Genomic DNA, 15287 nt, shown 5'->3' on the forward strand with positions numbered 1-15287 from the left:
AGGGCAGTCAACGTGTGCATAGTGACGCTTTGCAGTTTCATATTCTACGTGGGAAGTATTGATAGTGATACCACGTTCACGTTCTTCGGGAGCATTGTCGATTTCATCATAACGTCTAACGGCTGCACCGCCAGCTTTAGATAAAACAATGGTAATGGCAGCAGTCAGAGTGGTTTTGCCATGGTCAACGTGACCGATGGTTCCAATGTTTACGTGGGTTTTATTACGTTCAAATTTAGCCTTAGCCATGCTATTACTTTCCTCCTTGCACCTTTGGAAAATATCTTATTAATTAACCGTTGCGCTTCGTAATGATTCCTTCTGCAATGTTCTTAGGCACTTCATCATAGTGGTCATGCTGCATTGAGTAAACACCACGCCCCTGGGTTTTAGAACGCAAATCCGTTGCGTAACCAAACATTTCAGCCAAGGGAACAAAGGCAGTTACAATTCTGGCATTACCTCGTTGATCCATTTCATCGATGCGGCCACGGCGGCTGTTAAGGTCGCCAATAACATCACCCATGTATTCTTCCGGAACGGTCACTTCAACCTTGAAGATTGGCTCCAGCAGAACCGGATTAGCCTTTTGGGCACCATTTTTGAAAGCCATCGATCCGGCAATCTTAAAGGCCATCTCGGAAGAGTCTACCTCGTGGTAAGAACCATCATAAATGGTTGCCTTGATGTCAACCATTGGGTAACCCGCCAGAACACCATTTTCCATTGCTTCGCGGATCCCATTATCAACCGGAGCAATGTACTCTCTGGGAACTACACCGCCCACGATCTTATTAACAAATTCGTAGCCAGGTCCGCCTGCTTCCAGGGGTTCCAGTTCAATCCAGACGTGTCCATATTGACCTTTACCACCGGACTGCCGTACAAACTTACCTTCCGCCTTAATCGTCTTGCGAATGGTTTCTTTGTAAGCAACCTGTGGCCGTCCTACATTGGCCTGAACTTTAAATTCACGCAACAGGCGGTCTACAATGATTTCTAAGTGCAGCTCACCCATGCCAGCAATAATGGTCTGACCTGTTTCTTCATCGGTACGGACCTTAAAGGTGGGATCTTCTTCAGACAGTTTGCTTAAAGCCACACCCATTTTATCTTGGTCCGCCTTGGTCTTCGGCTCAATGGCTACATGAATTACTGGATCAGGGAATTCCATGGACTCCAGGATGATTGTTTTTTTCTCATCACAGAGGGTATCACCGGTGGAAGTATCTTTCAAACCAACTGCCGCTGCAATATCACCAGCAAATACCTCGGGAACCTCTTCCCGGTGGTTGGCGTGCATCTGAAGAATACGACCAACACGTTCCTTTTTACCCTTTGTGGAGTTGAAAACATAGGAACCAGACTTCAATGTCCCCGAGTAAACCCGGAAGTAACTCAGTTTGCCTACGTATGGGTCAGTCATGATTTTAAAAGCCAGTGCTGAGAAGGGTTCTTCATCGCTGGAGATCCTTTGATCTTCGGCACCGGTGTCAGGATTAAGACCTTGAATCGCCGGAACATCTGTTGGTGCCGGCAAATAATCTACAATTGCATCCAATAAAGATTGAACGCCTTTATTCTTAAAGGAAGAACCACAAATTACCGGGGTGATTTTAACTGTCAAAGTGGCCTTACGAATGGCCAGTTTAATTTCTTCCTCTGTCAGTTCTTCACCTTCCAGGTATTTCATCATCAGTTCTTCGTCAGATTCAGCCACTGCTTCCAGCATTTTTTCACGGTATTCATCAACTTGATCCACCATGTCTGCGGGAATGTCAGCAACTTCGCTATTTGTGCCCAGGTCATCAAGATAAACGATGGCCTTCTTGGTTACCAGATCCACAATACCTTTAAAGCGATCTTCGCTACCAATAGGTAATTGAATCGCTATTGGGTTAGCCCCCAGACGATTTTTGATCATGTCCATGCCGTTAAAGAAGTCAGCACCAACACGGTCCATTTTGTTAATATAAGCAAGTCTGGGTACACCGTACTTATCAGCCTGTCTCCAAACAGTCTCAGACTGGGGTTCTACCCCACCGACAGAACAAAATACAGCCACTGCACCGTCTAACACCCTTAGCGAACGTTCTACTTCAACAGTAAAATCCACGTGCCCGGGTGTGTCTATAATATTTATACGGTGATTATTCCATTGGGCTGTGGTTGCAGCAGAGGTAATGGTAATCCCACGTTCCTGCTCCTGAACCATCCAGTCCATCGTGGCTGAACCATCATGTGTTTCACCAATCTTGTGAACTTTCCCGGTGTAGAACAAAATACGCTCAGTGGTAGTGGTCTTTCCGGCATCGATATGGGCCATAATGCCAATGTTACGGGTTCTTTCCAAAGGAAACTGTCGAGCCATAAATGCTCCCCCTTACCACCTGTAATGAGCAAATGCTTTGTTGGCCTCAGCCATTTTATGTGTATCTTCACGCTTCTTAACAGTTGCGCCAGTATTGTTAGCTGCATCCATTATTTCAGCAGCCAGTTTTTCAGCCATGGATCTACCAGAACGCTTGCGGGTAAACAAAACCAGCCAGCGAATACCCAGGGTCTGACGACGATCAGCCCTTACCTCAATAGGCACCTGATAGTTGGCACCACCTACACGGCGGGCTTTAACTTCTAATACGGGCATTACATTTTTCATAGCAGCATCAAAAACCTCTAAGGGGCTTTTGCCTGCTTTTTCTTGGATGATTGCAAAGGCGTCATAAATAATCTTTTCAGCAACACCACGTTTACCATCCAACATCATTTGGTTAACAAGCTTCGTTACAACCTTGCTCCCATAAATGGGATCGGGAAGTACATCCCGTTTGGGGATTCCACCTCTTCTTGGCACTAATTCTCCCCCCTTTGCACGATAATTATATTGCAATGTTTAGGTAAGCCTATTTTTTAGGACGTTTAGCCCCATATTTGGAACGGCTGCGGTTACGGTTTTGAACACCGGCAGAATCCAGTGCGCCACGAACAATATGGTAACGCACACCCGGTAAATCCTTAACCCTGCCACCACGCACAAGAACCACGGAGTGTTCCTGCAAATTGTGACCAATGCCTGGGATATAGGATGAAACCTCAATGCCGTTTGTTAGGCGAACACGCGCTACTTTACGCAGGGCAGAGTTAGGTTTCTTAGGGGTTGTGGTATATACCCTGGTGCAAACACCCCTCTTTTGAGGACAATCTTTCAGGGCAGGGGCGGTTGATTTGTAAATAACCTGTTCGCGACCCTTGCGAATAAGCTGGTTAATGGTAGGCATATCTCTCTACACCTCCTCTCGAAGTACTACATATTTAAGTAGTTGCCTTATTGCTCAATAATAGCTGCTATGGCACAGCCCACTTCAATGTTGCAGGCTCTGCCTAAATCCTTCATGCTGTCGGCCTTAACAATTGGTATGTTTTTAGAAGAACAAATCCGAAGGATGGGATCTACCACGTGCAACTCCGCATCAGAAGCCCAATATACTTCCTTTGCCTGAGATTTTTCTACAGCCTTTAATGTCTGTTTAGCCCCTATGGTTTTTTTGCGGGCAGCCTTTAAAGGCTCCAAAGACATGGTATTCCCACCTCCAGTAATAAAACACTTACATATAATATCACTTACAATAACCCGTGTCAATAATTTGTATTTTGGGTTGTTAGAGTCTTATTTTTCCAAGATTAGGTCGAAAGAGTCCGCCGCATCATTGGAAAGAATATTATACTCACTGTCCTTATCAGAAAGCAGTATATCGCTATCTTCATCCTTTGGTTGCAGTTTTTCTTCAAAGACCTCAATATTGCGATACCTTGACATGCCTGTTCCCGCCGGCACCAGCTTACCAATAATAACGTTTTCTTTAAGGCCAAGCAGCGGATCCATTTTACCCTTAATCGCTGCTTCTGTTAGAACCCTCGTGGTTTCTTGGAAGGAAGCGGCAGACAAGAAGGAATCTGTAGCCAGGGAGGCCTTGGTAATGCCTAGCAATACGGGTTTTGCCTCGGCTGGTTCGCCGCCCTTTTCAATGGCCTTGCGATTCTCCTCTTCAAATTCAAAAATATCAATCAGACCACCTGGTAATAGTTCGGTGTCACCGGCTTCTTCAACCTTTACTTTTCTTAACATTTGGCGAATCATAACTTCGATATGTTTGTCGTTAATCTCCACACCCTGTAATCGGTATACTCTCTGTACTTCTTGCAGCAGATAAATCTGGACTCCTGCGGGTCCTTTAATCTTTAATAGATCGTGTGGGTTAACGGAACCCTCGGTTAATTCATCGCCAGCCTCTATACGCTGCCCTTCTCTTACTTTCAATCTGGCGCCGAAGGGAACAGCATAGACATTCTTTTCACCGTTATCCTTGGTAACCTCGATTTCTCTTCTGCCCTTTACCTCACGAACGGCGATAATACCCTCTTCTTCTGACACGATGGCCTGCCCTTTCGGTCGTCTTGCTTCAAATAGTTCCTCAACCCGGGGTAGACCCTGGGTAATGTCGTCACCAGCTACCCCACCGGTGTGGAAAGTACGCATGGTCAATTGTGTGCCGGGTTCGCCAATGGACTGAGCAGCAATAATGCCCACTGCCTCGCCAATATCGATTTTACCACCGGTTGCCAGGTTCTTCCCATAGCAGTGCTTGCATACACCGTAGCGGGTTTTGCAGGAGATAACCGATCGGATCTTTAGCTTTTCTAGGCCTGCCTCTTCAACTCCTAGTGCTTGTTCCGCTGTCAGCACCTCATGATTATCCACTTGTTCCTGGGAGATAATCACTTCACCTGTTTCAGGATGCACCACTGCTTCCATCGGCACCCGACCTTCCAGGCGCTCATGCAGTTTTTCAATACCTTCGGTGCCATCCCTAATTTCCCTTACTTCAATCCCCTCGGTAGTGCCGCAATCATCCTCACGGACAATAACATCCTGGGCCACATCTACCAGGCGTCTGGTTAAGTAACCGGAGTCCGCAGTACGCAAGGCGGTATCTGCAAGACCCTTCCGAGCACCGTGGGTGGAAATAAAGTATTCCAATACGGTTAAGCCTTCACGGAAGTTCGCTTTAATCGGCAGGTCAATGATTCGTCCGGATGGATCTGCCATCAAGCCGCGCATACCGGCAAGCTGACGAATCTGCTGAATATTACCCCGGGCACCGGAGGTTGCCATCATATATACGTTATTAAATTTATCCAAGGTTTCCATCAGGGCCTTGGTTACCTGATCGGTGGCTTCATTCCAAATGGCAATTACCTTACGATAACGCTCATCTTCGGTAATGAGGCCCCGGCGGAATTGCATTTCTATTTTGTTTACCTGATCTTCGGATTTGGCCAGGATATCCTTTTTCGCCTCTGGAATGGTAATATCTGCAACCCCGATGGTAATGCCAGCCCTGGTTGAGAACTTATAGCCTAACTCCTTGATCCCGTCTAACAGCTCTGCGGTGTGGGCATTGCCTAGTAGACGGTAGCAATCTGCAACAATTTTACTAAGGGTCTTTTTATCGCAAACCTTATTAATGTAGCCTAATTCCTCAGGGATAACTTCATTGAAGATGATCCTGCCAACCGTAGTCTGTGTTCTTTCGCCATTTTTCCGGCGAACCCAGACCTTAGCCTGTAAGGAGACTTGTTTATTATCATAGGCCAAGATGGCCTCCTCTTCATCCTTAAAGACCATATTCTCACCTAAATCGCCATCCCTGTCCATGGTTAAATAATAGGAACCTAAAACCATGTCCTGGGTGGGGCTAGCCACGGGCTTGCCATCCTTCGGATTTAGGATGTTGTTGGCAGCCAGCATCAGAAGCCTCGCCTCAGCTTGAGCTTCCGCAGATAAGGGAACGTGTACAGCCATTTGGTCACCGTCAAAGTCCGCGTTGTAGGCGGTACAAACCATGGGGTGAATCTTAATGGCACGCCCCTCCACCAGTACAGGCTCAAAGGCTTGAATTCCTAAGCGGTGCAGGGTTGGGGCACGGTTTAACATCACCGGATGTTCCTTAATAACATCTTCCAGTACATCCCAAACTTCCGGACGTACCCTTTCCACCATACGTTTAGCACTTTTAATATTATGGGCATGGCCGTCATTGACCAGCTTTTTCATCACAAAGGGTTTAAAGAGTTCCAGGGCCATCTCTTTCGGCAGACCGCATTGGTGCATCTTAAGGCGGGGGCCTACCACAATAACGGAACGTCCTGAGTAGTCAACCCTTTTACCCAGAAGGTTTTGCCTGAAGCGACCTTGTTTACCCTTCAACATATCCGAAAGAGATTTCAGCGGGCGATTGCCAGGCCCGGTAACAGGGCGACCACGACGACCGTTATCAATCAGGGCATCTACCGCCTCTTGAAGTATTCTCTTTTCGTTGCGCACAATAATATCCGGTGCACCTAAATCCAGCAGCCGTTTTAAGCGGTTATTGCGGTTAATTACCCGACGGTAAAGGTCGTTTAGATCGGAGGTCGCAAAACGTCCGCCATCGAGCTGTACCATGGGTCTTAATTCCGGTGGGATTACCGGCACCACATCCATAATCATCCACTCTGGACGGTTGCCTGATTTTTTAAAGGCCTCTACCACTTCCAGGCGTCGTATGGCACGTATTTTCCGTTGACCGGAAACTTCTTTTAGTTCCTGGCGCAGATCCCTGGCTAATTCCTCCAGGTTAATTTCCTCCAGCAGAACCTTAATGGCTTCTGCCCCCATACCTGCCTTGAAGGTGTGGGCAAACTTATCCCTGTATTCCCGATACTCGGTTTCAGTAAGCAGTTGCTTTTTCAATAAAGGCGTATCGCCTGGCTCCATGACGATATATGAAACAAAATATAAAACCTTTTCCAGTGCCCTTGGTGACATGTCAAGCAGCAAACCCATGCGGCTGGGAATACCCTTGAAGTACCAAATATGGGAGACTGGTGCTGCCAATTCGATATGTCCTAACCTTTCACGGCGAACCTTAGAACGGGTTACTTCAACACCGCATCGATCACAGACAACCCCTTTATAGCGAACGCGCTTGTACTTGCCGCAGTGACATTCCCAATCCCGGGTGGGACCAAAAATACGTTCACAAAACAAACCATCTCTTTCTGGCTTTAAGGTTCGATAGTTGATGGTTTCTGGTTTTTTTACCTCCCCACTGGACCACTGACGAATTTTATCCGGTGAGGCAAGAGCGATACGTATGCTATCAAAGTTATTTAGCTCTAACAAAGGACCTACTCCCCCTTATAGCGGATTTGTTTCAATCGTTTACTTACCGCTTGTTTTAGTCCTCGTCATCCAAACTGAAGTCTTCTTCAGCTTCTTCCAGGAAGGTTTCATCGAATTCATCAGCATCCTCTTCGACTTCCTCCTCTTCCTCAGCATCCTCTTTGGCGGGACTTGCTCGTCTTTCTTCGGGCAATTCGATCCCTAATTCTTTTGCGGTTTCTGTTATGTCTTCTTCAATTTCCTTAATTTCAATTTCTTCTGCATCCTCGGAAAGCACCTTGACATCCAAGCCCAGGGACTGCAATTCCTTGATTAGTACTTTGAAGGATTCCGGTACGCCTGGTTCCGGTACATTTTCGCCCTTAACAATGGCCTCATAGGTCTTAACACGACCTACAACATCATCGGACTTGACCGTAAGAATTTCTTGCAGCGTATAGGCTGCGCCATAAGCTTCCAATGCCCACACTTCCATCTCCCCGAAACGTTGTCCCCCAAACTGTGCTTTACCACCCAAGGGTTGTTGGGTAACCAGGGAGTAAGGACCTGTGGACCGAGCGTGGATTTTATCATCTACCAGGTGGTGCAGTTTTATCATATAGATGTAGCCAACCGTAACCCTACTGTCAAAGGGTTCACCTGTTCTGCCGTCATAGAGAACGGTCTTGCCATCCTCTGGCAACTCCGCTCGTTTTAGAGATTCCCATATAGAATCCTCAGAGGCTCCGTTAAATACCGGGGTTGCCACATTAAATCCTAACATTTTAGCTGCCCAACCAAGGTGGGTTTCTAAAACCTGACCAATGTTCATACGGGATGGTACACCCAGTGGATTCAGGACGATTTCTACCGGTGTACCGTCCGCCATAAAGGGCATATCCTCTTCGGGCAGAATCCGAGCCACTACCCCTTTGTTACCATGGCGGCCAGCCATTTTATCCCCTTCGGAGATCTTTCTCTTCTGGGCAATATAGACTCTTACTAAATGATTGACTCCCGGCGGCAGCTCATCGCCATTTTCACGGGAAAACACCTTGACATCAACGATTTTCCCAGCTTCTCCGTGGGGGACTCTGAGGGAAGTATCCCTTACCTCTCTGGCTTTCTCACCAAAGATAGCCCTAAGCAGTCGTTCCTCAGCAGTTAGTTCCGTTTCACCCTTCGGTGTTACTTTGCCTACCAAGATATCACCAGGTCTTACCTCGGCACCAACCCGAATAATACCCCTTTCATCCAGGTCCTTTAAAATATCTTCACCTACGTTGGGAATATCACGGGTTATTTCCTCAGGGCCTAGTTTTGTATCTCTGGCATCACATTCATATTCTTCTATGTGGATCGAAGTAAAGTAATCTTCTTTTACTGCCTTTTCACTGATTAGAATAGCATCCTCATAGTTGTTGCCTTCCCAGGTCATAAAGGCCACTAAAATATTTCTACCCAGTGCCAACTCGCCTTTTTCAGTGGCAGGGCCATCCGCTAGTATTTGTCCGGCCTCTACCTTCTCTCCCTTACTTACGATCGGTTTTTGGTTTATGCAGGTGCCTTGGTTGGAACGGGTGAACTTTAACAACTTATACGTATCATTGCGTCCCTCGTCGTTTCTTACTACCACTTCGTTGGCGGTGACTTTCACGATCTCGCCAGCTTTTTCAGCAACGATGCATACACCCGAGTCCTTGGCGGCTCTGTGCTCAATACCTGTACCTACCACAGGAGCCTGACAACGCAGCAGGGGTACAGCCTGACGCTGCATGTTTGCACCCATTAGAGCACGGTTCGCATCATCATGCTCCAGAAAGGGAATTAAGGAAGTCGCAACAGAGAATACTTGCTTAGGAGAAACATCCATAAAGTCGATCCGATCTGTAGGTACCAGGATCGTTTCATGGCCCCTACGGGCATTCGCCCTTCCCTCAATAAAGTAACCATTATCATCCAAGGGGGCGTTAGCCTGGGCTATGATATGCCCTTCTTCTTCATCCGCCGTTAGGTATACGATCTCATCGGTAACACGCTTGTGTTCCTTATCCACTTTTCTATAGGGGGCTTCCATAAAGCCAAAACTATTAATTCTAGCGTAGGTAGAAAGTGATCCGATTAAGCCGATGTTAGGACCCTCTGGGGTTTCAATGGGACACATCCGGCCATAGTGAGAGTGGTGCACGTCACGCACTTCGAAGCCCGCACGTTCCCGGGACAAACCACCGGGTCCCAGGGCTGACAAACGTCTTTTATGGGTTAATTCAGCCAATGGGTTGGTTTGGTCCATAAATTGGGAAAGCTGGCTTGACCCAAAAAATTCTTTAATAGAGGCTACCACTGGGCGGATATTAATTAGAACCTGTGGTGTAATCACGTCCACATCCTGAATGGTCATCCTTTCCCGCACAACACGCTCCATACGAGACAAGCCAATCCGGAATTGGTTTTGTAATAATTCGCCTACGGAACGTAACCGACGGTTGCCCAAATGGTCAATATCGTCAACGATTCCTTCCCCACTCATAAGCCCTATTAGGTAACGGAAGGTGGCTATGATATCTTCCTTGGTTAATTCACGGATAAAGGTCCGCTCCACCGGAACTTCCTTGTTTAATAAGCGATCCCATTCCTTGGGACCGTCCTCTCCGTTGGGATAACGATATAGTATTCCGTGCTTTAATTTCTTTTGTAGTTTGTAGCGCCCAACATGTGCAAGGTCATATCGTTTGGGATCAAAGAATAAAGTATTTAATAACGATCTTGCGCTTTCTACGGTAGGTGGTTCTCCGGGTCTTAGGCGTTTATAGATTTCAACTAAAGCCTCTTCTTCCGTATCCGTATTGTCACGGGTTAAGGTCTCTTGTACATATTTGTCATTTTCAAAGAGTTCCATAATCAAGGCATTGGAACTATAGCCCAAAGCCCGAATCAAAACGGTTGCCGGAATTTTACGGGTACGGTCAATACGTACGAAAATATGGTCATTCACGTCCGTTTCTAATTCTAACCATGCCCCTCGGTTCGGAATCACGGTGGAAGTAAACAATCTTTTGCCGCTGGGGTCAATTTGGTCTGCAAAATACACCCCCGGGGAACGTACTAACTGGCTTACTATAACACGTTCCGCACCGTTAATAATAAAGGTGCCCTTGGTAGTCATTAAAGGAAAATCTCCCATAAAGACTTCCTGTTCTTTAACTTCCCCAGTTTCCTTATTAATCAGGCGAACCTTTACTCTTAATGGAGCAGCATAGGTTACGTCACGTTCCTTGCACTCTTCCACTGAGTATTTTGGTTCTCCCAGAGTGTAGTCCAAGAATTCCAGAATAAGATTTCCCGTAAAATCTTGAATGGGAGAGATGTCATGAAAAACTTCCCTTAGACCTTCCTGGAGAAACCATTCGTAAGAATTTCTTTGTACTTCGATAAGGTTGGGCAAATCCAGCACTTCTTGAAGCTTGCCGTAGTTCCACCTTACCCTGTTTCCTACTTTTTCCGGGTAAGCCATCGAACACATCACACCCCTTAAATATTTAGCCTAAACAAAATATAGATATTTAAAAACTTTGACTGTTTTATCAAAGTGAAAACCTTTGCTTGTGTCTGAGGGAAACTATAGACAACGAAAAGCAAGGTCTTGCTTTTTTTAACAATACCTCGCCTTATGCATTATAGTCCCTATCTATTTTATTTTGGCCCTTTATGCAGGAAAATATGCACAATTTTTGCCACCTAATCTAAAAATTATATAACAAAACCATAGAATGACATTTTGTAATGTTAGCACAGGTAGTTTTGTTTGTCAAGTCGATTTTTTCGGTAAGTTGTCGTCAGCCAATATTTTAGCTATTCTTGATATACATTCTTACTCATGTAGTTAAACACATGAAATTTTTAGACCCTCGCAGCAAAGCTAACAGCTAAAAGCAAAAACACCACCAACTAATGGCGGTGTTTTTGCATTCCTATTAATAAAGAGATTTCACGTAATTATTATTTAACGTCAACTGCAGCGCCAGCTTCAACGAGCTTAGCTTTGATCGCTTCAGCTTCTTCTTTAGCGACTTTCTCTTTAACAGGCTTAGGAGCACCATCAACCAATTCTTTGGCTTCTTTCAGACCAAGACTGGTGATTTCGCGAACAACTTTAATAACGTTGATCTTCTTGTCGCCTGCACTGGTCAAAATTACATCAAATTCAGTTTGTTCTTCTTCAGCAGCAGCAGCACCAGCAGCAGGAGCAGCGGCAACAGCTACAGGAGCAGCGGCGGATACGCCAAATTCTTCTTCAAAAGCTTTAACTAATTCAGCCAGTTCCAAAACGGTTAGGCCTTTAACGATTTCTAATACTTCAGCTACTTTAGACATATTAATAAGTAACCTCCTCAAGGTTTAAATAATATTTTTAGTAATCATTGGTTTATTATGCTTGAGCTTCTTTTTGTTGACGCACCTGATCCACTACATAGACCAGATTACGCAGGTTGGCAGCAAGAACGCCGGCAAAGCCGTACATAGGTGCTTGCATACCGCCCAGTACCTTGGCCAATAGAACCTCTCTGGATGGCAGGTCAGCCAATGCTTTAACGCCATTAGCATCAATTACTTTTCCTTCCAGAATACCAGCCTTAATCTCAACCCCTTGCTTAATCTCCTTGGCAAAATCGCTAAGGATTTTAGCAGGAGACACAGGATCCTCTATACCAAAGGCAAATACAGTGGGACCTTCAAGATATGGGTCCAAGCCCTCGATACCAATTTCTTTAGCTGCGATACCAGCAATCGTGTTTTTAGCAACTTTCATTTCACTGCCAGCTTTGCGCATACGTGCACGCAAATCTGTGATTTTAGCCACCGGTACACCGCGAAAATCAGCCAAAATAGTAACCTGTGCAGAGGACATTTTTTCTTTAACTTCCTCTAGCATCACTGCCTTTTGAGCTTTTGTGGTCGGCAAGAGATACACCTCCTTCCGATGAATATATAAAAAAACAAATGCGGGGTTTCGTGTAGACACACCGAAATCCCCGCAATCTTATCTAAGCTTGCAGCAAAGACCGGCCTCGGTTGGCAAAATTAAGTCCAGTGGACACCAACTGTCTACGACTAGTTTATTTTCAGTTGTATTTGCGGGCTCCTAGAGTTTGTTCGGGTTAATCCGCACCCCAGGTCCCATGGTGGAAGACACAGTAATGGTCTTCATATAAGTACCTTTGGCTGAAGCCGGCTTAATACGAACCAAGGTATCTGCCAAAGTTTTAAAGTTCTCAACAAGTTTCTCGGAATCAAAAGATACTTTACCAATAGGAGCATGAATAATACCGATTTTATCTGTACGGTAGGTAATCTTACCACCCTTGGCATCCCTTACTGCATCCGCTACCTCAAAGGTAACAGTGCCGGTTTTGGGGTTAGGCATCAAGCCACGGGGACCTAATACACGACCCAGACGGCCAACGGTACCCATCATATCAGGAGTGGCGATGGCAACATCAAAGCCGAGCCAACCACCTTGAATTTTTTCCACTAGGTCTTCAGCACCAACAAAATCTGCGCCTGCAGCTTCAGCCTCTTTGACCTTGTCACCTTTAGCAAAAACTAGGACAGTTTTAGTTTTACCAGTACCATGGGGTAACACTACAGCACCCCTCAGTTGCTGGTCAGCGTGGCGGGGGTCAACCCCTAGACGGAACGCAACTTCTACTGTTTCATCAAACTTTGCCTTAGCTGTCTTTTTAACTAATTCAACAGCCTCAAGGGGTTCGTAAAGAGCATTTTCATCATACATCTTTCTTACTTCCTGAAGCTTCTTGCCTTCCTTCGGCATATGAACTACCTCCTTTGTGGTACTAGCGGACTACATCCTCCCACCGGATGAAGTTTATCCTTCTACAATTTCAATGCCCATACTACGGGCAGTTCCTTCTACCATACGCATAGCAGCTTCTATACTGGCAGCGTTTAGATCAGGCATCTTTAATTCGGCAATTTCTCTAACCTTAGAACGGTCAAGTTTGCCCACTTTGTTCTTGTTAGGTTCACCAGAAGCGGTCTCAATACCTAAAGCCTTCTTCAGCAACACTGCTGCAGGAGGAGTTTTAGTAATAAAGGTAAAGGACCGGTCTTCGTATACTGTAATTTCAACCGGAATAATTAAGCCTGCTTGAGCAGCAGTTACTTCATTATATTGTTTAACAAACCCCATGATATTAACCCCGTGCTGACCTAAAGCAGGTCCAACTGGGGGTGCTGGGGTGGCTTTACCGGCCGGAATTTGCAATTTAATAATGGCAGCTACCTTTTTGGCCATTTCCAGTCCACCTCCTTACAACCTAAAGTCTTATTCCAATTTCTGAATTTGTGCGAAATCTAGTTCGATGGGAGTTTCACGTCCAAACATGGATACCATTACTTTAACTTTACCCTTGTCAGGGTAAATTTCTTCTATCACACCAACAAAGTTTTCAAAGGGTCCATCAGTTACCCTGATGTTTTCACCAAGGTTTATATTTATTTTGGCCTTTGGTTCCTCCATCCCCATTTGCTTAATAATTGCCTTCGCTTCATCTTCATTTAGAGGAATGGGTTTGGAACCAGAGCCGACAAATCCCGTAACACCCGGTGTGTTGCGAACAACATACCAAGAGTCATCGGTCATAATCATCTCAACCAATACATAGCCCGGGAAAACTTTTTTCTTAGAGATTTTTTTCTTGCCATTTTTAATTTCTACTTCATCTTCCATTGGCACTAGAATACGAAAGATTTTATCTTCCATATTCATTGATTCTATTCGCCTCTCCAAGTTGGCCTTAACCTTGTTCTCATACCCGGAGTAAGTATGCACAACATACCACTGTTTACTCATTAACAGAAGGAACCCCTTTTCCTTTAGGGTTCCCCACCCCCTCGCTTGACATTTAGGATATTATGGCCGAAACGCCTAAGCTGAGAAGCGAATCCAGCATCCAAATTACCACAGCAACCACAGCCACAGAAGCAAGTACTACGCCAGTATAGGTTATAGCTTCCTTACGGGTGGGCCAATGTACCTTTTTTAGTTCATTCTGAACCCCGCGCAGAAATTTGCTTGCGCTGCCAGCCCGATCCGAAACGGAAGACTTTTGTGCCTTTGCCGGTTCTTTTTTAGCTACGGACTTTACAGCATCCTTGGGGACCGCACCCTTCTTATTCTCGGCCCCGCTGGCTTCCTTGATTGCCGTTGTTTCTTTGGCAGCGCTTGCCTTTTTTTGTTCCTTCTTTTGCACAGCCATTGAAAAACGCCACATCCTCATTTTTGTTTTCACCAGAAGTGCCTTGAATAAGGCCCCATATGTAATGCGGTTGATTACAACCTCCGGGGCTAAAACTTGAACTATCTGGTTTCTTTGTGAACGGTGTGTGTGTGACACCACTTGCAATATTTTTTAAGTTCAATCCGGTTAGGATCGTTCTTTTTATTCTTGTCAGTGGTGTAGTTGCGCCGTTTACATTCGGTGCAAGCCAGAGTTACGCCTACTCGCACTGTTGCCACCTCCCTAAAACGAAAAAAGACTTGGACCGATATTGTCTAGTGTTATCTAGTAATATGCGTGTCTAGTAATATACCTTAACAAATTTAACACAAAGTATTGTTGGATGTCAATAGTTATCCGCGCTAACCCATAGTAGTATTTTGCCACATTTGCTGGATTTATATACCACATTTTTCAGCCGTCAGCCCTCAACCATCAGCCTGCAGCTTTTCGTTGTGTTAACTGTTAGTATTGCATCCTTAATGGCCCTGGGCCTTGCCGGCATCTTCTTTGACCGATAGCCCAATGCAAAAGCTAACCGCTAATGGCTAAAGGCTAAAAAGGGGGAGTAGGATCAACCCACTCCCCTTAGGGAACCTTTGCATTATTCGCGGATACCCGTTACTACACCGGCGCCTACGGTACGGCCACCTTCACGGATCGCGAAGCGCAGACCTTCTTCAATGGCGATGGGGGTAATCAGGTCGACATCTACTTTAATGTTGTCACCAGGCATTACCATTTCTACGCCTTCGGGTAGTTCTACGATACCGGTAACGTCC

At 45.7% G+C, this 15287-nt stretch carries 15 protein-coding genes and 1 other annotated feature; all 15 genes read right to left on the minus strand.

The genetic code is table 11. From position 1 onward, the window contains the following. Nucleotides 1-249: GTP-binding protein (locus AC1U9Z_RS16930; RefSeq protein WP_479958364.1), on the minus strand; the 249-nt coding region annotated here is incomplete at its 3' end. Nucleotides 250-292: 43 nt separating this feature from the next. Next, nucleotides 293-2371: an elongation factor G gene (gene fusA / locus AC1U9Z_RS16935; protein ID WP_333532654.1), complete on the minus strand. Its 2079-nt coding sequence runs from the start codon at nt 2369-2371 to the stop codon at nt 293-295. Between the two features lie 12 nt (nt 2372-2383). Beyond that, on the minus strand, nt 2384-2854 hold the full coding sequence (rpsG, locus tag AC1U9Z_RS16940; protein WP_333532655.1) for a 30S ribosomal protein S7: 471 nt from the start codon (nt 2852-2854) through the stop codon (nt 2384-2386). A gap of 49 nt (nt 2855-2903) precedes the next feature. Beyond that, entirely contained in the window at nt 2904-3278 is a 375-nt protein-coding gene (gene rpsL / locus AC1U9Z_RS16945) for a 30S ribosomal protein S12 (RefSeq protein ID WP_333532656.1), read from the minus strand. A 47-nt stretch (nt 3279-3325) separates the two neighbouring features. Then, entirely contained in the window at nt 3326-3577 is a 252-nt protein-coding gene (locus AC1U9Z_RS16950) for a ribosomal L7Ae/L30e/S12e/Gadd45 family protein (RefSeq protein WP_333532657.1), read from the minus strand. A 90-nt stretch (nt 3578-3667) separates the two neighbouring features. Continuing rightward, entirely contained in the window at nt 3668-7225 is a 3558-nt protein-coding gene (gene rpoC / locus AC1U9Z_RS16955) for a DNA-directed RNA polymerase subunit beta' (RefSeq protein WP_479958414.1), read from the minus strand. A 55-nt stretch (nt 7226-7280) separates the two neighbouring features. Continuing rightward, a complete protein-coding gene (gene rpoB, locus AC1U9Z_RS16960; RefSeq protein WP_479958415.1) occupies nt 7281-10718 on the minus strand; it encodes a DNA-directed RNA polymerase subunit beta in 3438 nt (1145 codons plus the stop codon). A 485-nt stretch (nt 10719-11203) separates the two neighbouring features. Beyond that, nucleotides 11204-11578, minus strand: a complete 375-nt coding sequence (rplL, locus tag AC1U9Z_RS16965) for a 50S ribosomal protein L7/L12 (protein ID WP_333532660.1) — start codon at nt 11576-11578, stop codon at nt 11204-11206. A gap of 55 nt (nt 11579-11633) precedes the next feature. Further along, the gene (gene rplJ, locus AC1U9Z_RS16970; protein WP_333532661.1) at nt 11634-12167 is read right to left on the minus strand and encodes a 50S ribosomal protein L10; all 534 of its coding nucleotides are present in this window, start codon (nt 12165-12167) and stop codon (nt 11634-11636) included. Between the two features lie 24 nt (nt 12168-12191). Continuing rightward, nucleotides 12192-12334: a sequence feature (ribosomal protein L10 leader region), on the minus strand. A 13-nt stretch (nt 12335-12347) separates the two neighbouring features. Then, the gene (gene rplA / locus AC1U9Z_RS16975; RefSeq protein ID WP_333532662.1) at nt 12348-13037 is read right to left on the minus strand and encodes a 50S ribosomal protein L1; all 690 of its coding nucleotides are present in this window, start codon (nt 13035-13037) and stop codon (nt 12348-12350) included. 54 nt (nt 13038-13091) lie between these two features. Then, nucleotides 13092-13520: a 50S ribosomal protein L11 gene (gene rplK / locus AC1U9Z_RS16980; protein ID WP_333532663.1), complete on the minus strand. Its 429-nt coding sequence runs from the start codon at nt 13518-13520 to the stop codon at nt 13092-13094. Between the two features lie 30 nt (nt 13521-13550). Further along, complete coding sequence (gene nusG, locus AC1U9Z_RS16985; RefSeq protein ID WP_333532664.1) at nt 13551-14078, minus strand: transcription termination/antitermination protein NusG; 528 nt, start codon at nt 14076-14078, stop codon at nt 13551-13553. A 52-nt stretch (nt 14079-14130) separates the two neighbouring features. Then, nucleotides 14131-14505 carry a preprotein translocase subunit SecE gene (gene secE / locus AC1U9Z_RS16990; RefSeq protein WP_333532665.1) on the minus strand — a complete coding sequence of 125 codons (375 nt, stop codon included), beginning with the start codon at nt 14503-14505 and terminating at the stop codon, nt 14131-14133. Nucleotides 14506-14585: 80 nt separating this feature from the next. After that, nucleotides 14586-14735, minus strand: a complete 150-nt coding sequence (rpmG, locus tag AC1U9Z_RS16995; protein WP_333532667.1) for a 50S ribosomal protein L33 — start codon at nt 14733-14735, stop codon at nt 14586-14588. Between the two features lie 374 nt (nt 14736-15109). After that, nucleotides 15110-15287: EF-Tu C-terminal domain-related protein (locus tag AC1U9Z_RS17000; protein WP_479957584.1), on the minus strand; the 178-nt coding region annotated here is incomplete at its 5' end.

It is taken from the genome of Desulfotomaculum sp., from assembly GCF_982386235.1.